Source organism: Saccharopolyspora gregorii (genome assembly GCF_024734405.1).
Taxonomy (GTDB): Bacteria; Actinomycetota; Actinomycetes; order Mycobacteriales; family Pseudonocardiaceae; genus Saccharopolyspora_C; species Saccharopolyspora_C gregorii.
Genome location: NZ_CP059556.1, coordinates 1,435,630 through 1,451,299, shown reverse-complemented (window position 1 = coordinate 1,451,299; position 15,670 = coordinate 1,435,630). Strand labels below are relative to the sequence as shown.

Sequence of the window (15,670 nt, the reverse complement as noted above, 5' to 3'; positions counted from 1 at the left end):
CCCGCGAACAGGACACGAGATGACCGTCCTCGGAACCCGCGCGCTCAACCGCGCGACGCTCGCCCGGCAACTGCTGCTGGACCGCGCCGACCTGCCGGTGGCCGGGGCCGTGGCCCACCTGTGCGGTATGCAGGCGCAGGAACCGCAGGCCCCGTTCGCGGGATTGTTCGCCCGGCTGCGCGGATTCGACCCCGGAGAGCTCTCCGACCTGCTGGTGCGGCGGCGGCTGGTGCGCACGCACCTGATGCGCCGCACCGTGCACCTGCTCACCGCCGAGGACGCGCTCGGCTGGCGGTCCCGGCACGACGCGATGCTGCGGCAGCGCGGCCTCGCGGCCTACCGCCGCGACTTCGACGGGATCGACCTGGACGAGCTGGCCGCGGCGGGCCGGGCGGTGCTGGCCGACGGCGAACCGCGCGCGATGGCGGAGCTGGCGGCGGAGCTCACCGACCGCTGGCCGGGCCCGTCCCGGCGCGCGCTGGGCGAAGTGCTGGTGGCGGCGCTGGTCCCAGCGGTGCAGCTCCCGCCGCGCGGGTTGTGGCGCAGCGGTGGCGGGGTGCGGGTGGTGCCGCTCGCGGACTGGCTGGGTCGCGAGGTCGACCCGCCGTCGCCGCCGGGTTCCGATCCGGTGGGGCGGGAGCTGGTGCGCCGCTACCTGGCCGCGTTCGGCCCGGCGGCGACCGCCGACGTGCGCGCCTGGTCGGGGCTCGCCGGGCTGCCGGGCGCGGTGGCCGAGCTTCGCCCGGAACTGGTGTCGTTCCGCGACGAGCGGGGCCGCGAGCTGCTCGACCTGCCGGACGCACCGCGCCCCGACCCGGACGTGCCCGCACCGGTGCGGTTCCTGCCCGCGTTCGACAACGCGCTCCTCGGCTACCACGACCGGAGCCGGATCGTGGCCGACGAGCACCGCGGCCTGTCCGTGGCGGGCGAGCGGGTGGTGCTGGTCGACGGCCGGGTCGCGGGAACCTGGCGGGCGGAGGCGGACGCGCTGCGGGTCGATCCGCTGCGCCGCCTCACCGCCGCCGAACGGTCCGCCGTCGCCGACGAGGGCCGGGAGCTCGCGCTGTTCCTCTCGGCCGGACAGCACGACGACGTGCACCTCCCCAGGTGAGCGGCCCGTTCTCCCCGTGGCACTGGTCGAGCGGGCCGCTCCCCTGACATCCAGAGGTGGTCCAAGCCGCTTCGCATCCCGTGGTGACGCCGGAACCCGTCGAGGGGTAAGGAAGAAGCATGGAGATCACGATCGAGGAGAACGGCGTCGTGGTGCTGCTGGACAGCACACCCCCGCCCGAGGTGCACGAGACGGGCCGGGCGGCCGCGGCCGGGTGCCCGGCAGCGGCGATCCGGGCCCGCGGATGAGCGCCGGGCGCATCGCGGTGATCGGCGCCTCCGCCGCCGGGCTCACCGCGGCGGAGCAGCTGCGCCGCAGCGGCTGGGACGGGGAGATCGCGCTGGTCGGCGCGGAACCGCACCTGCCCTACGACCGGCCGCCGCTGTCCAAGCAGGTGCTGTCCGGCGCGTGGGAACCGGACCGCACCGGGCTGCGCGCCGCCGACGCGCTCGACGGGCTCGACCTGGACCTGCGGCTGGGAACCCGGGCGACCGGGCTGGACGTGGCCGATCGCCGGGTGCTGCTCGGCGCGGACGCGCTGGACTGCGACGGGGTGATCATCGCGACCGGTGTCGCTGCCCGCGCGCTGCCGGAGCAGTCGCCGGGGGCGCACGTGCTGCGCACCCTCGACGACGCGCTGGCGCTGCGCGCACCGCTGGCGTTCCCCGGGCGGCGGCTGGTCGTCGTCGGTGCCGGGGTGCTCGGCGTCGAGGTCGCCGCGGTCGCCCGCGAACTCGGGCACGAAGTGGTGCTGGTCGCGCCGGAACCGGTGCCGATGGAACGCGCCATCGGCACCGAGGCGGGCGCGCTGCTGGCCGCCGCGCACCGGGCGCACGGCGTCGAGCTGCGGCTCGGCGAATCCGTCGCCGGGCTCGTCCACGACGAGGGCCGCACCCGCGGCGTGCGGCTGGCCGGTGGCGAGGAGATCACCGGGGACGCGGTGCTGGTCGCGATCGGCTCCACACCATCGGTGGACTGGCTCGCGGGCAGCGGGCTGGACCTCGCCGACGGCGTCGGCTGCGACGAGTTCTGCGCGGCGGCCCCCGGTGTCTACGCGGCCGGGGACGTGGCGCGCTGGCCGCACCCGGTGCTGGGCCGCCCGGTCCGGGTGGAGCACCGGATGAACGCCACCGAGCAGGGCATGGCGGCCGCGCGGAACCTGCTGGCCGAACTGGCGCCGGAACGCTTCGGGGAGCGGAGCCCGTTCGCCCCGGTGCCGTACTTCTGGTCCGACCAGTACCGGTTCAAGGTGCAGGCGTTCGGCGACCTGGCCGAACCGGACGAGGTGCGGCTGCGCGTGCTCGACGGCGCCGATCCGGCGGCGCCGAAGGCCGCGGCCCTCTACCGCCGTGGCAGCACGGCCTGCGGGGCGCTCACCATCGGTGTGCCCCCGAAACCCACCCGCGCGCTCCGGACCCTGGTCGCCGACCCGCGGCCGTGGGACGAGGCCGTCGCCGCGCTGGAGGCCGTCCCCGCCTGATCCCGACCCGGAACGGCCCGTTCGGCCAGCGGTCGAACGGGCCCCGGGGACGGCGACCGGGAGGCGCACCGGCCAGCACCTCGCGCACGTCCCGCACCGGCGACGGCCGCGACCGGTTCGTCGCCGACCTCGGCGACCTGGGAGATCGAGCAGCCCGGCGCACCGTCCTCCCCCGTGCGGTGACCAGCACCCGCCCGGCCGGACGACCCCCTCGCGGACCGCGTCCGGCCGGGCGAGGGCGAGCCGTGCCGACGATCCCGTGCCGGTAGCATCTCCCTGGTCAACGGTGTTCGTCAGCACCCATGCGCGCGCCGGCGTCGGCCGGATTCAGCGGGGTCTGCACCGAAACAACGCTATTGGAGCATTCTCGAATGACCCGCCACCTGGTAACCAGTGCGCTCCCGTACATCAACGGCATCAAGCACCTGGGCAACATGGTCGGCTCCATGCTCCCCGCCGACGTCTACTCCCGGTACTTGCGCCAGCGCGGGCACGAGGTGCTCTACATCTGCGCCACCGACGAGCACGGCACCCCGGCCGAGCTGGCCGCCGCCGACGCCGGGCTGCCGGTCGCGGAGTTCTGCGAGCAGCAGCACCGGGCGCAGGCCGAGATCTACCGCGGTTTCGAGCTCTCCTTCGACCACTTCGGACGCACCTCCTCGGAGCAGAACCGCGAGATCACCCAGCACTTCGCGCGGAAGCTGCACGAGCACGGCTTCATCGAGCAGCAGTCGATCCGGCAGGTCTACTCGCCCGCCGACGGCCGGTTCCTGCCGGACCGCTACATCATCGGCACCTGCCCGCACTGCGGCTACGAGAAGGCCCGCGGCGACCAGTGCGAGAACTGCACCCGGGTGCTCGACCCGACCGACCTCGTGGAACCGCGGTCGGCGATCAGCGGCAGCACCGAACTGGAGGTCCGCGAGACCAAGCACCTGTTCCTCACCCAGTCGAAGCTGACCGACGAGGTGGAGGGCTGGCTGGACGAGGCGAGCGGCGAGTGGCCGAACCTGTCCTCCTCCATCGCCCGGAAGTGGATCACCGAGGGGCTGCGGGACCGCTCCATCACCCGCGACCTCGACTGGGGCGTCCCGGTGCCCGCCGACACCTGGCCGGAGCTGGCCGCCGAGGGCAAGGTCTTCTACGTCTGGTTCGACGCGCCGATCGGCTACATCGGCGCCACCAAGGAGTGGTCCGACCTCGCACCGGCCGAGCGGGACTGGAAGTCCTGGTGGTACGAGGCCGAGGACGTCACCTACACCGAGTTCATGGCCAAGGACAACGTCCCGTTCCACACCGTGATGTTCCCGGCGACCGAGCTGGGCACCCGCGAGCCGTGGAAGATGGTCGACTTCGTCCAGTCGTTCAACTGGCTGACCTACTACGGCGGGAAGTTCTCCACCAGCGACCAGCGCGGGATCTTCACCGACCAGGCGCTGGAGCTGCTGCCCGCCGACTACTGGCGCTACTTCCTCATCGCGAGCGCGCCGGAGTCCGACGACTCCTCGTTCTCCTGGGAGCTGTTCGCCTCCGTGGTGAACAAGGACCTCGCCGACACCCTCGGCAACTTCGTGAACCGGGTGTTGTCGTTCTCCCGCAAGCGGTTCGGCGACCAGGTGCCCGCCGGGGACGCCGCCGGGGAACCGGAGCAGCGGCTCGCCGCGGAGATCGGCGGACTGCTCGCCGACTACCAGACCCACTTGGAGGCCAAGCAGTTCCGCAAGGCCGCCCAGGCGCTGCGGTCCATGTGGAGCGCGGGCAACTCCTACCTGGAGGAGAAGGCGCCCTGGATCCAGATCCGCACCGACCAGGACGCGGCCGCGCTGACGCTGCGCACCGCGATGAACCTGATCTACCTGTACGCGGTGGTGTCCGAACCGCTGATCCCGGGCGCGGCGAAGGCGATGCGCGCGGCGTTCGCCTCCGACGACCCGCAGCGCAGCTGGGTGTCGGTCGAGGAGGCGCGGTCCTTCGAGCTCGTCCCGGCGGGCACCGACTTCACCATCCCGCCGGTGCTGTTCGCGAAGGTCACCGAGGACGACCTGGCGGACTACCGGGCCCGTTTCGGCGGCGCCCCCGACGAGAGCTGACCCGCGCGGACGACGCCACGAACGGCCCACCAGCCCGGGTGGGCCGTTCTCGCGCGGTCATCGGTTCCCGCGCTCGACGGCGGCGTTCGAACGTCAGCGGCGTTCGGGCGGGGTGAGGTCGGCGACCGGGCCGACGATGATCACCGCGGGCGGGGCCACCTCGTGGGTGCGGACCGCGTCGGCGGCCTCGGCGAGCGTGGTGCGCACGGCCCGCTGGGTGCGCATGGTCCCCTCCTGCACGATCGCGACCGGCGACTTCGGGTCGCGGCCGTGCTCGATCAGCACCGCGGCGAACTCGCCGATGCGCTTGACCGCCATCATCAGCACCAGCGTGCCGCGCAGCCGCGCCAGCGCGGGCCAGTCCACCAGCGAGGTCTCGTCGTGCGGACCGACGTGCCCGGACACCACCACGACCTCGTGCGCCACCCCGCGATGCGTGACCGGCACGTCGGCCGCGGCGGGCACGGAGAACGCGCTGGTGATGCCGGGGACCGAGGTGACCGGCACCCCGGCGGCCACGCAGGCCAGCAGTTCCTCGTAGCCGCGGCCGAACAGGTACGGGTCGCCGCCCTTGAGCCGCACCACGAACTTCCCGGCGCGCGCGTGCTCCACCAGCAGCTCGTTGATCACGTCCTGGTTGGCGGCGCGGCCGTACGGGATCTTGGAGGCGTCCACGACCTCCACGTGCGGGCCGAGCTCCTCCAGCAGCTCGCGCGGGGCCAGCCGGTCGGTGATCACCACGTCGGCCCGGCCGAGCAGCTGCCTGCCGCGCACCGTGATCAGGTCCGGGGCGCCGGGGCCGCCGCCGACGAGCGCGACGCCCGGTGCGGGCCGCTCCGCGTGCTCGGCCACGACCCCGGAGCGCAGCGCGGTGACCAGCGCGTCCCGCACCGCGGCGGAACGCCGGTGCGCTCCCCCGGCGAGCACGCCGAGCAGCAGCCCGCCGTGCTCGGCGACGGCCGGGGTCACCGCGGTGCCCTGCGCGGCGTCGTCGGCGCGCACGCAGAACACCCGGCGGCGCTCGGCTTCGGCGGAGACGGCGGCGTTGACCTCGTGGCCCGTCGCGCACGCCACCGCGTACCAGGCGCCGTCCAGATCGCCGTCCGCGTACGGCCTGCGGTGCCAGGTGATCTCCCCGGCCTGGGCCATCGCCTCGACCGCGGGCGTCGCCTCCGGCGAGATGACCTCCACGCGCGCGCCCGCGCCGATCAGCCGGGGCACGCGCCGCTGCGCGACGCCGCCCGCACCGACCACCACCACCCGCCTGCCGGTGAGGTCGAGTCCCGCGAAGTAGTGGTGTTCGCCCGAGGTGTGCTGCGCAGATGAGTGCGTGGTCATGCCGTCCGTCGTTCGTGTCGATGTTCACCGCGGCGCCGTTGCCGTGGCCTGAGCGCGGGACGCCGCTGCGTCACCTCGACCCGTCGCCGGGTCCGATCCGCCGGGGCGGGGCGCCTGCCGAGCGCGGCGCCGGACCATCCTGCCACGGGGTGCCGCCGGGGCCGCCGCCGAACGATCCGGGGGGGCGCCTCGACCGACCGCAGTATCGTCACCCGCCCCGGAACGGAGGTCAAACCTGCGGTGACCTCTCTCACCAGCGCAACCGCCGCCCGGACCGCTTTGCCGCGCGGTCCTCGGCGGCGCATCCTGGGGACAGGCGAACCAGGGAGGCGGCCATGCACGCGAACCGGACGCTCACACTGGACATGCAGGTCGTCGAAGCCGGCATGAAGACCACCGCGGACGTCGGGATGGTCACCGGCGACGGCAGGGCGCTGCACGGGCACGGCGCCGCGCGGCGGCACCCGGACGACCCGGACGTGCCGCAGATCGGAGATGAGATCGCGCTCGCCAGGGCGCTGTTCGAACTCGGCCACAAGCTGCTCGACACCGCCGCGGCGGACATCGGCACCCGCCAGCACCGGCGCGTGCACCTCATGGCGTGAGGTCGCGGCCCCCGGTGCTCCCGGGGCGACGATCCGGCCGTCAGCCGCGCACGCCGGGGATCCATTCGGCGTGCACGGCCCGGCAGGCCGGTTCGTCCTGGACGGCGGCGCGCAGCGGTGCCGCGTCGTCCGGGCCGACGAGGGCCACGGTGCGGCCCCCGGCCGCCAGTTCGGCGGCGGCGCGCGCACCTTCCTCGGCGGACCCGACGCGGCGGGTCACGGCGCCCGGGTGCAGCAGGTCGCGGATCAGCTCCAGCTCCGGCGCCCCGCCGACGACGGCGGCGGCGTGGCGCAGTTCCGCGTCCGCGCGCGGGGTGCGCAGGTCCGCCGGCCCCGGGCCGAGACCGATCGTGGTGATCCGGCCGCGCGGGCGGATCCGGGCGGCGGCGACGGTGACGCCGTCGGCGCCCAGCTTCGGCACGACCAGCCGCACCTCGGCGTCCTCCCCGGCGAACTCGCGGGCGGCGCGCAGCGCGGCGGCCTCCGCGACGGACGCGGTGCCCACCTCGGCCCGCACCCGTTCGCTCGGGTTCGGCACGTCCTCCTCGGCGAGCTCGGCCGCCGGGTAGGAGCGCAGCGGTAGCTCCTCGGCGTCCGCCGAGTGCCAGAAACCCAGGTCCTGCACCGCGTCCAGGATGCCGCGCTCCTCCGCCTTCGCCTCCGCGGTGGCGAACGCCCGGATCGCGCGCGGGTCCAGCCCGTGCTCCCGGTCGAGCCGGGACATCAGCCCGGTCACCGCGGTCCGCGACACGCCCCGCACGGCACCGACGCCCACCACCAGCGTCGGCGGGATCAACCGCACCACGCGGTCGCCGAGATCTTCCCCGGGCCGCCGGTCGTCGACCACCACCGTCCAGGCCGGATCCTCCCGGTCCGGCGACACGTTCTCCGGCAGCGCGGGGAGCGGGAACCCGTGCGGGTTCACCAGCAGCACCGGTTCCTCGTCGTCGATCGCCCGCGCGCACCCGGTGAGATCACCGTCCGCGGTGGCCCCGAGCCGGTCCACGAGCTCGTCCAGCTCGGTGGCCGCCGCGCCCGCGGTGAGCACCGGGATCCGCCCCAGCACCTCCGCGATCCGCGGCGCGATCGCCTGCGCCCCACCGGAGACGGTGACGGCGAAGTGCTCGTCCACGCACACCACCTCCGGATCGGTGCGTTCGGCGCGCAGCAGCGGCGCGATCAGCCGCACCGCCGCGCCCACCGGCAGGAACAGCACCACCGCGTCCAGCGAGGACCACATCCGGCGCAGCGCCGGGCCCGGTCCGCCGTCGACCAGCACCGCGTCCGGCCCCCACCGGGCGGCCAGCTCGTTCGCGGTGCGCTGCTCCTGCGGGGTGCGCGGGAACAGACCGATCACGAGTCGGCCTTGCGGTGCCCGGACACCAGCACCACCGGCGCCGTGGGTTCCAGCTTGGAGCCGCCGTCGGCGAGCTCCACCAGCCTGCTCGCGGCCAGCTGCACCCCGCGGACCTGGTAGCCCGCGGTGCGCAGCGCCTCCCGGGTCGGCCCGACCCGCTCCAGCTCGGTCAGCTCCACCACGATCCGCGCCGCGCCCGCGTGCGCGCAGGCCGCGACCACGTCCGGCCCGCCGCCACCGACGAAGACGCCGTCCGGTTTCGGCAGCTCCCGCAACGAGTCCGGCGCGGCGCGCTCCACGACCCGCACGTCCACGCCGTGCCCGGCGGCGTTGGTGATCAGCCGCACCACCTGGGTCTCGTCGGACTCGACGGCGATCGTGGCGGCGCCGAGCCGGGCGCACTCGACGGCGACCGAACCGGAGCCGGCGCCGACGTCCCAGATCAGCGCGCCGGGGCGGGCCGCGAGATCCGCCAGCGCCACCGCCCGGACCTCGGCGGGCGTCACTTCGCCGTCGCGGTGCGAGAACTCGTCCTCGGACAGCGCCCAGCCGTTCGCGGGCGGCAGCACCTCACCGCCGGCGAGCCAGCCCCGGGCGCCGACCTCCTTCGGTTCCGCCGCGCACAGCACCACCGCGTCCGGGCGCCAGCTGCGCTGCGCGGCCTCCTCCGGGGTGGCGGTGGTGATCTTCTCGCCCTCGCCGCCGAGGTCCTCGCCGACGACGAGCGTGCGCCGCCAGCCGGTCAATCCGGAAGCCAGCCGCGCCGGGCCGGCCCCCGGGCCGCTGAGCACCAGCACCGCCGGTCGCGCCCGGCACAGGTTCAGCACGCGGGGCAGGTCATCCTCGCTCGCCGCCGCCACCGGCACCGAGTCCCACGGCCTGCCGAGGCGGGCCATCAGCCGGGCCACGTTCGGCGCGGCCGGGGTGACGGCGCAGCGCACCCCGCGCTCCCGCAACTCCCGCAGCACGCCGAAGAAACCCGGATCGCCGTCGACGAGCACGACCCCGGTCTCCTCACCCGCCAGCGAGGTCAGCGCGCCCAGCGCCTGGCTCCACTGCGCGAGGTCCAGCGACCGGGCCTGCTGCGGGGCGTGCGCGTCGAGGTGTCTGCGCGAGCCCACCACGAGCCGCGCCGAACCCAGCACCTCGGCGGCGCCCGCGGGCAGCTCCGCCCCGTCGATCCCGATCACCGTGACCGTCACGTCTTCCACCTCGTCCTGCCACGCCGCTGCACCGGCCGGACCCGCGGATCACGAGCCCGGTTCACCTTGCCACGTCTGGGGATGCGCTCGCGCTCAGCTCGACGCGTCGCCCTTGTTCTTGGTCGACTTCGCGCCCCCGGTGCGGGTCCGGGTGCCCGCGGTCTTGGTCTGCGACTTCGTCTGCGCCTTCGTCTGGGCCTTCGTCTGGGCCTTCGTCTGGGCCTTGGTCTGCGACTTCGCCCGGGTGCGGGTCTTCGCGGTGGCGCGGGGGGTGCCGGTGGTCTCCGCCGCCGAGGTGCGCGCGGTGCCCGCGGTCCCGGTCTGCTCGCCGGTCGCGGCTGCCGGCTCGGCGCCGCCGTCCGATCCGGTGCTCTCGTCGCCCTTGCCGGACGAACCGGCCGCTCCGGTCCCGGCACCGGAGTCGCGGACGACCGCGAGCGCGGGCCGCGCCGGTTCGTCCACTTCGGAGTCCGCGGTGGCCGGGTCCGGTGCGGCGGTCTCCGCCGCGCGCACCGGCGCCTCGGTGCCCTCGGGTTCCGGGGATGCCGCGGTGGTCTCGGACGCCGCGGCGGCCGCCGGTGCGGTCTCGGCTTCCGGCCCGCCGCCGAACAGCTCCGGCTGCGCCGGGTCCTCGGTGCGCCGCTGCCGCGCCTGCCCCCGGGCGGCACCGCGAGCGGCCTCCTGCCACTCACGCACCGCCCACCAGGCGATGTTCGGCACCGCGGTCGCACCGTCGGAACCGCGCCCGGGCACCGGGTCGGGCGCGGGCGCCGCCGGTTCGGCCGCCGGTTCGGGCCGCGGGCGCTCGACGGCGGGGCCGGTGCCCACGTGGAACGCCGCACGCGAGCCGGGGGCGTCCTCCTGGTCGGAGCCGGAGCGCTCGGCCGCGTCGTGCCGCCGCGCCGACCGGTAGCCGCGGCGGCGCCCGGAGGTCTCGGTCCGGCGGTAGCCGGACTCGCCGTAACCGCGGGACCGGCCGCTCGCGCCGAGCGCCTTGCCGACGAGGAACAGCGCGGTGCCCCACAGCTTGCGCTGCTTCACCGCCTGCTCCAGCTCGCCGACGGTGGTGCTCAGCAGCACCTCGTCCGGCCAGCTCACCTTGTAGGCGACGAGCACGGGCACCTCGTCGGCGCAGCCACCGGCGCGCAGCTCCTCCACCAGCTGGGCCGCGCGGGAGGCGGGCAGCGTCACCGCCATCGTCGCCTGGTGCCGCGCCAGTTCGCGCACCTGCTCGGCGTCCGGGTTCCCGGCGCCGAGGCGGGTGACCAGCACGGATCGCGCGGTGTCCGCGGTGGTCAGCTCGCGGCCGACGGCCGCGGCGGCGGCGGAGAAGCCGTTGACGCCGGGCACGATCTCCACGTCCAGCTCCATCTTGGCGCAGGCGTCGTGCTGCTCCTGCACGGAACCCCACAGCGCCGGGTCACCGGCGTGCAGCCGCACGACCCGCAGCTCGTCCCGCTCGGCGCGGCGGTACACCTCGACCGCCTGCTCGTGGGTGAGCTGGGAGGAGTCGAGCAGCTCCGCGTCGGGGCTCGCGTGCTCCCGCACGCATTCGGGGGCGAGCACGCTGGCGGACCACACCACGACGTCGGCTTCGGCGATGCGTCGCGCGGCGCGGACCGTGATGAGGTCCGCGGCGCCGGGTCCGGCACCGATGAACGAGATCCGGCCACTCACTGTTCGCTCTCCTCTTCCGCGTCACCGGTACGGCTCGCCGCGCCGAACCGTCCACATCGGACCACACCGAGGGAGGGGGCACCGGCTCGATGGCCAGGTCGGGCGGGGGATCGACCGGTCCGCTGGCACCGGAACCCCGTCGCCCACCGTGGCCGCACAGGTGACGACCGTACCTGTTGATCGCGGCGGGCTACACGGCCGTACCCGCACCGCCCGTCACCGTCCGGGAACAGCGGGTCACGAACCGCGACACCGCCTCCGGCGCACCGGCCGGATGGGTGTGCAGGTAAGAAGCGTGCAGCCCGCCGCGCACGAATCCTTCCGCGACGGCCGCGCCGTCCCGCCAGTACCAGGCGGGCTGCCCGCCGCTGCCCGGTTCGAGCCGGGTGCGGTGGAATTCGTGGCCGGTGAACCGGGTTCCGGCGCTGCTCAGCGCGGAGTCGGTGGCGGCGACGGCATCCCGGTAGCCGAGGGTGAGCCGCGGTGACATCTCCGCGCGCGCCGGGATCACCCCGCACAGCGGATGCCCGTCGAGCTCCTCGGCGAGGTACAGCAGCCCGCCGCACTCGGCGTGGATCGGGGCGCCGGTGGCCGCGAACCGGGTGATCTCCGCCCGCAGCGCGGAGTTCGCGGACAGCGCCGCGGCGTGCTGCTCGGGGAACCCGCCGGGCAGCACGAGCCCGCGGGTGCCCGCGGGCAGCTCCTCGTCGCGCAGCGGGTCGAGCACCGCGACCTCGGCTCCGGCGGCGGTGAGCAGTTCGACGTGCTCGGTGTAGGCGAAGGTGAACGCGGGCCCGCCCGCCACGGCGATCACCGGGCGGTCCGGGACGGGCACCACTTCGGCGGCGGCGTCCCACGCGGGCCCGTCCAGGGCGGGGGCGCTGCGCGCGAGCGCGATCACCGCGTCCAGGTCCACCCCGGACTCGACCGCGTCCGACATGGCTTCGACGGCGTCGGTGGCGGCGCCGCCGTGCTCGGTGGCGGTGACCAGCCCGAGGTGCCGGGACGGGACGCTGAGCCCGCCGGTGCGGCCGAGCGCGCCGAGCACCGGAAGCCCCACCGAGTCCGCCGCGTCCCGCAGCACCTGCTCGTGGCGCGGCGAACCGACCCGGTTGAGGATCACGCCGGCCAGCCGCACCCCGGGCTGGAAGCTGCGGAACCCGTGCAGCAGCGCGGCGATGCTCTGCGACTGCCCCTGCGCGTCGACGACGAGCACCACCGGGGCGCGCAGCAGGCCCGCGACGTGCGCGGTGGAGCCGAAGGCCGGTTCGTCGCCCGGACCCGGCCCGTCGATCTTGCCGTCGAACAGGCCCATCACGCCTTCGGCGACGGCCAGGTCGGCACCGGCGCTGCCGTGCCGGAACAGCGGCGCGATCCGCTCCTCCCCCACCAGCACCGGGTCCAGGTTCCGGCCGGGCAGCCCGGAGGCGACGTGGTGGTAGCCGGGGTCGATGTAGTCGGGGCCGACCTTGAACGGCGCGACCCGCAGCGACCGGCGGCGCAGCGCGCCGAGCAGACCGGTCGCCACCGTCGTCTTGCCCTGCCCCGAGCCGGGCGCGGCGATGACGACGCGCGGGCTCACCACTCGATGCCCTTCTGGCCCTTCTGCCCGGCGTCCATCGGGTGCTTGACCTTCGTGGTCTCCAGGACCAGGTCGGCGGCGTCGACGAGCTCCTGGGGAGCGTTGCGGCCGGTGATCACGACGTGCTGGTGGCCGGGCCGGTCGCGCAGCGTCCGGACGACTTCGCCGACGTCGATCCAGCCCCAGTGCAGCGGGTAGGTGAACTCGTCGAGGACGTACATGCCGTGCCGTTCCTCGCCGAGGCGGCGGGCGATCTCCCGCCAGCCTTCGAGCGCGGCGGCGGCGTGGTCCTCTTCGCTGCCCTGCTTGCGGGCCCAGGACCAGCCTTCGCCCATCTTGTGCCATTCGACGGGGCCGCCTTCACCGGTCTCGTCGTGCAGCTTGCCCAGGGCGCGGAACGCGCTCTCCTCGCCGACCTTCCACTTCGCCGACTTCACGAACTGGAACACCCCGATGGACCAGCCCTGGTTCCAGCCGCGCAGCGCGAGCCCGAAGGCGCTGGTGGACTTGCCCTTCATCTCCCCGGTGTGCACGAGCAGCAGCGGACGGTTGCGACGCTGCCGCGTGGTGAGACCGTCCTGCGGAACGACGTTCGGCTTTCCCTGAGGCATGACCCCAGACCCTAAGCCACCCCCAGGACCACCCCACCCCGCTGTCGCAGACCTCACCACCACCGACCGACCCCAACCAGTCGACCGATTGATCAGTTGATCAGTTGATCCTCTCAGCGGCGAAGCCGCTGACCTGCCGACCACCCGAGCAACCGGCACCGCAGCGGGTTCTCAGCTGTTTCCTCGCGAGGACAGCGTTTTCTCCTGTGGCGGAGCCACCGGTGAAAACGATCCCGCAGCGAGGGAACAGCTGAGGTTCCGCCACCCGCCCCCCGAGCAAAACGACCACGACCCCCCAAGCAATAGAAAGCGCCCCCGCGCTCGACCGACCTGGGGGTCATCGGGAGCGCGAGGGCGCTTCGTGGTCCACCCCTGGGGGTCAGGTGGACGAAGAACACCTTACCAACTACATCGGGATATTCCTACTCCGCCCGGCCGGTGTCGTAATCGAATCGGAATCAAGCTGCGCCGGCGGTGGTGCCGCGGGCGGCGCGGACGACTCCGGCGACGGCGTCGGCGGAGAGCTCGTCGAGCCGGAGGCAGGCCCCGCCGAGCGCGGTCGCGACCTTGGCGGCGAGGCCGAGCCGCACCACGCCCTGCTCGCAGTCGACGACGACGGAGGCGACGCCGAGCCCGGCGAGCAGTCCGGCGGCGCGCATGGAGTCCTGCACCGCGCGCTTCGCGCGGGCGCGCCCGGTTCCGCCGTCACCGGCGGGAACCGTGGCCTTGCCGTCGGTGAGCAGCACCAGCAGCGGGCGCCGCCGCGGGTCCCGGGTGCGTTCGGTGCCGATGACCTGGTGGACCTTGAGCAGACCGGTGGCGAGCGGGGTGCGGCCGCCGGTGCGCAGGTCGCGCATCCGGGTGGCGGCGATCTCCACGGAGGAGGTGGGCGGCAGCGCGAGTTCGGCCTGGTCGCCGCGGAAGGTGACCACGCCGACCTTGTCCCGGCGCTGGTAGGCGTCGCGCAGCAGCGAGAGCACGGCGCCGCTGACGGCGGACATGCGTTCGCGGGCGGCCATGGAGCCGGAGGCGTCGACGGCGAAGAGCACGAGGTTGCCTTCGCGTCCTTCGCGGACGGAGCGCCGGACGTCGTCGCGGTGCAGCACGAGGCCGGGGCCGCTGCGGCCGCGGGTGCGCTGGTGCGGGGCGGCGGCGATCAGGGTGGCGGGCAGGTGCACGCCATGACCGTCCACTGTGGAGGCCCGAACGGTCTGCCCGCTGCGGGAGCGGGCGCGGGACCGCCGGCCGGGGGCGCCTTCGCCGACGCCGGGGACTTCGAGCAGCCGGGCGCGGAACGCGGGCGCGGGCGCGGCCGGGGGCTTGTTCGCGGGAGCCTGGCCGGGGCCGTCCTCGCGCCGGGAACCGCCGTCGCCGTTCGGCGCGGGCGAGTCCGGCGGAGTGGGGGCTTCGCCGCCACCGGGCCCGTCGGGTCCGTCGTCCGGTCCGCCGTCGGGCGCCCCACCACCGCCTCCGCCGGGGCCGTCGTCGGGACCTTCCGGCGGTTCGTCGCCGGAGTCCTGATCGTCGGCGGAGTCCTGATCGTCGCCGGCGTTCCGGTCGTCGGCCGGTTCCTGCTCGGCGTGCTGGGCGGCGTCTTCGAGGGCCTGCTGCAGCTGGTCCTCCTCGACGCCGGGTTCGTCGAACGGGTCGCGGCGGCGCCGGTGCGGCAGCGCGAGCCGGGCCGCGGCCTCCACGTCGGCTTCGGCGACCTCGTCGGCGCCGCGCCACGCGGCGTGCGCCACGGCGGTGCGGGCTAGCACCAGGTCGGCGCGCATCCCGTCCACGTCGAACGCGGCGCACAGCGCGGAGATCCGCCGCAGCTCGGCGTCGGGCAGCCGCACCGATTCCACTGTGGACCGGGCGTCGGCGATGCGGCGGGCGAGCGCGGCGTCCTCGGCGGCCCACCGCTCGGCGAAGCCGGCCGGGTCCGCTTCGAAGGCGAGGCGCCTGCGCACCACTTCGGTGCGGGTGGTGACGTCGCGGGAGGCGGCGACCTGCACGGTGAGGCCGAACCGGTCGAGCAGCTGCGGGCGCAGCTCGCCCTCCTCCGGGTTCATGGTGCCGACGAGCAGGAACGAGGCGGCGTGCGTCACCGACACGCCTTCCCGCTCCACGTGCGCGCGGCCCATCGCGGCGGCGTCCAGCAGCAGGTCCACCAGGTGGTCGTGCAGCAGGTTGACCTCGTCCACGTAGAGCACGCCGCGGTGCGCCGCGGCCAGCAGCCCGGGCTGGTAGGCGCTGACGCCTTCGGTGAGCGCGCGTTCCAGGTCGAGTGAGCCGACGAGCCGGTCCTCGGTGGCGCCGACCGGAAGTTCCACGAGTTCCGCGGGGCGTGTCGTCCCGGAGACCTCGGCGTGCGGGCCGTCCGGGCACCGCGGGTCGGGTCGCCGCGGTTCGCAGCCGAAGCGGCAGCCGGGCACGACGTCCAGCGCGGGCAGCAGCGAAGCGAGCGCGCGCACCACCGTCGACTTCGCGGTGCCCTTCTCACCCCGCACCAGCACCCCGCCGATGCGCGGGTGCACCGCGTTGAGCAGCAGCGCCAGCCGCATGTCGTCGTGCCCGACCACGGCCGTGAACGGGTACCGCGGGCTCGCGGGAGCAGTCATGCCAGGTGTTC

General features: G+C 75.0%; 12 protein-coding genes. 5 read left to right on the top strand and 7 right to left on the bottom strand.

From position 1 onward, the window contains the following. The first annotated feature begins 19 nt into the window (after window positions 1-19). The 4 genes from H1226_RS06340 (at window position 20) to metG (ending at window position 4,681) form a co-directional block, all read left to right on the top strand. Window positions 20-1,111 carry a winged helix DNA-binding domain-containing protein gene (locus H1226_RS06340; RefSeq protein ID WP_258347835.1) on the top strand — a complete coding sequence of 364 codons (1,092 nt, stop codon included), beginning with the start codon at window positions 20-22 and terminating at the stop codon, window positions 1,109-1,111. 119 nt (window positions 1,112-1,230) lie between these two features. After that, window positions 1,231-1,359, top strand: a complete 129-nt coding sequence (locus H1226_RS06335) for a hypothetical protein (protein ID WP_258347834.1) — start codon at window positions 1,231-1,233, stop codon at window positions 1,357-1,359. Further along, complete coding sequence (locus H1226_RS06330) at window positions 1,356-2,591, top strand: NAD(P)/FAD-dependent oxidoreductase (protein ID WP_258347833.1); 1,236 nt, start codon at window positions 1,356-1,358, stop codon at window positions 2,589-2,591. The genes H1226_RS06335 and H1226_RS06330 overlap by 4 nt, the downstream gene beginning before the upstream one ends. 371 nt (window positions 2,592-2,962) lie before the next feature. Continuing rightward, on the top strand, window positions 2,963-4,681 hold the full coding sequence (gene metG, locus H1226_RS06325; RefSeq protein ID WP_258347831.1) for a methionine--tRNA ligase: 1,719 nt from the start codon (window positions 2,963-2,965) through the stop codon (window positions 4,679-4,681). Window positions 4,682-4,774: 93 nt separating this feature from the next. On the opposite strand, the gene cobA is transcribed toward metG, so the two are convergent. Next, on the bottom strand, window positions 4,775-6,019 hold the full coding sequence (gene cobA / locus H1226_RS06320; protein ID WP_258347829.1) for a uroporphyrinogen-III C-methyltransferase: 1,245 nt from the start codon (window positions 6,017-6,019) through the stop codon (window positions 4,775-4,777). A gap of 335 nt (window positions 6,020-6,354) precedes the next feature. Here cobA and H1226_RS06315 point away from each other — a divergent pair, with 335 nt between their 5' ends. Continuing rightward, complete coding sequence (locus H1226_RS06315) at window positions 6,355-6,624, top strand: DUF1876 domain-containing protein (protein WP_258347827.1); 270 nt, start codon at window positions 6,355-6,357, stop codon at window positions 6,622-6,624. Window positions 6,625-6,664: 40 nt separating this feature from the next. Here H1226_RS06315 and H1226_RS28080 read toward each other — a convergent pair whose 3' ends face one another. The 6 genes from H1226_RS28080 to H1226_RS06280 form a co-directional block, all read right to left on the bottom strand. Continuing rightward, window positions 6,665-7,981, bottom strand: a complete 1,317-nt coding sequence (locus H1226_RS28080; protein ID WP_309148784.1) for a cobalamin biosynthesis protein — start codon at window positions 7,979-7,981, stop codon at window positions 6,665-6,667. Beyond that, on the bottom strand, window positions 7,978-9,183 hold the full coding sequence (locus tag H1226_RS06300) for a bifunctional cobalt-precorrin-7 (C(5))-methyltransferase/cobalt-precorrin-6B (C(15))-methyltransferase (RefSeq protein ID WP_258347825.1): 1,206 nt from the start codon (window positions 9,181-9,183) through the stop codon (window positions 7,978-7,980). The genes H1226_RS28080 and H1226_RS06300 overlap by 4 nt, the downstream gene beginning before the upstream one ends. Window positions 9,184-9,276: 93 nt before the next feature. Then, window positions 9,277-10,860 carry a cobalt-precorrin-4/precorrin-4 C(11)-methyltransferase gene (locus H1226_RS06295; protein ID WP_258347823.1) on the bottom strand — a complete coding sequence of 528 codons (1,584 nt, stop codon included), beginning with the start codon at window positions 10,858-10,860 and terminating at the stop codon, window positions 9,277-9,279. A gap of 190 nt (window positions 10,861-11,050) precedes the next feature. Continuing rightward, on the bottom strand, window positions 11,051-12,442 hold the full coding sequence (locus tag H1226_RS06290) for a cobyrinate a,c-diamide synthase (protein WP_224963244.1): 1,392 nt from the start codon (window positions 12,440-12,442) through the stop codon (window positions 11,051-11,053). Then, window positions 12,439-13,053 carry a cob(I)yrinic acid a,c-diamide adenosyltransferase gene (gene cobO, locus H1226_RS06285; protein ID WP_224963240.1) on the bottom strand — a complete coding sequence of 205 codons (615 nt, stop codon included), beginning with the start codon at window positions 13,051-13,053 and terminating at the stop codon, window positions 12,439-12,441. Before cobO ends, H1226_RS06290 begins: the two co-directional genes overlap by 4 nt. A gap of 458 nt (window positions 13,054-13,511) precedes the next feature. Then, window positions 13,512-15,659: a putative cobaltochelatase gene (locus H1226_RS06280; RefSeq protein WP_258347821.1), complete on the bottom strand. Its 2,148-nt coding sequence runs from the start codon at window positions 15,657-15,659 to the stop codon at window positions 13,512-13,514. Window positions 15,660-15,670 lie beyond the last annotated feature (11 nt).

What these genes read in the sequence shown, in the direction of transcription:
- metG (WP_258347831.1), top strand. Translation starts at nt 2,963, where the DNA reads ATGACCCGCCACCTGGTAACCAGTGCGCTCCCGTACATCAACGGCATC.
- H1226_RS06335 (WP_258347834.1), top strand. Translation starts at nt 1,231, where the DNA reads ATGGAGATCACGATCGAGGAGAACGGCGTCGTGGTGCTGCTGGACAGC.
- cobA (WP_258347829.1), bottom strand. Translation starts at nt 6,019, where the DNA reads ATGACCACGCACTCATCTGCGCAGCACACCTCGGGCGAACACCACTAC.
- cobO (WP_224963240.1), bottom strand. Translation starts at nt 13,053, where the DNA reads ATGCCTCAGGGAAAGCCGAACGTCGTTCCGCAGGACGGTCTCACCACG.
- H1226_RS06315 (WP_258347827.1), top strand. Translation starts at nt 6,355, where the DNA reads ATGCACGCGAACCGGACGCTCACACTGGACATGCAGGTCGTCGAAGCC.
- H1226_RS06330 (WP_258347833.1), top strand. Translation starts at nt 1,356, where the DNA reads ATGAGCGCCGGGCGCATCGCGGTGATCGGCGCCTCCGCCGCCGGGCTC.
- H1226_RS06280 (WP_258347821.1), bottom strand. Translation starts at nt 15,659, where the DNA reads ATGACTGCTCCCGCGAGCCCGCGGTACCCGTTCACGGCCGTGGTCGGG.
- H1226_RS06340 (WP_258347835.1), top strand. Translation starts at nt 20, where the DNA reads ATGACCGTCCTCGGAACCCGCGCGCTCAACCGCGCGACGCTCGCCCGG.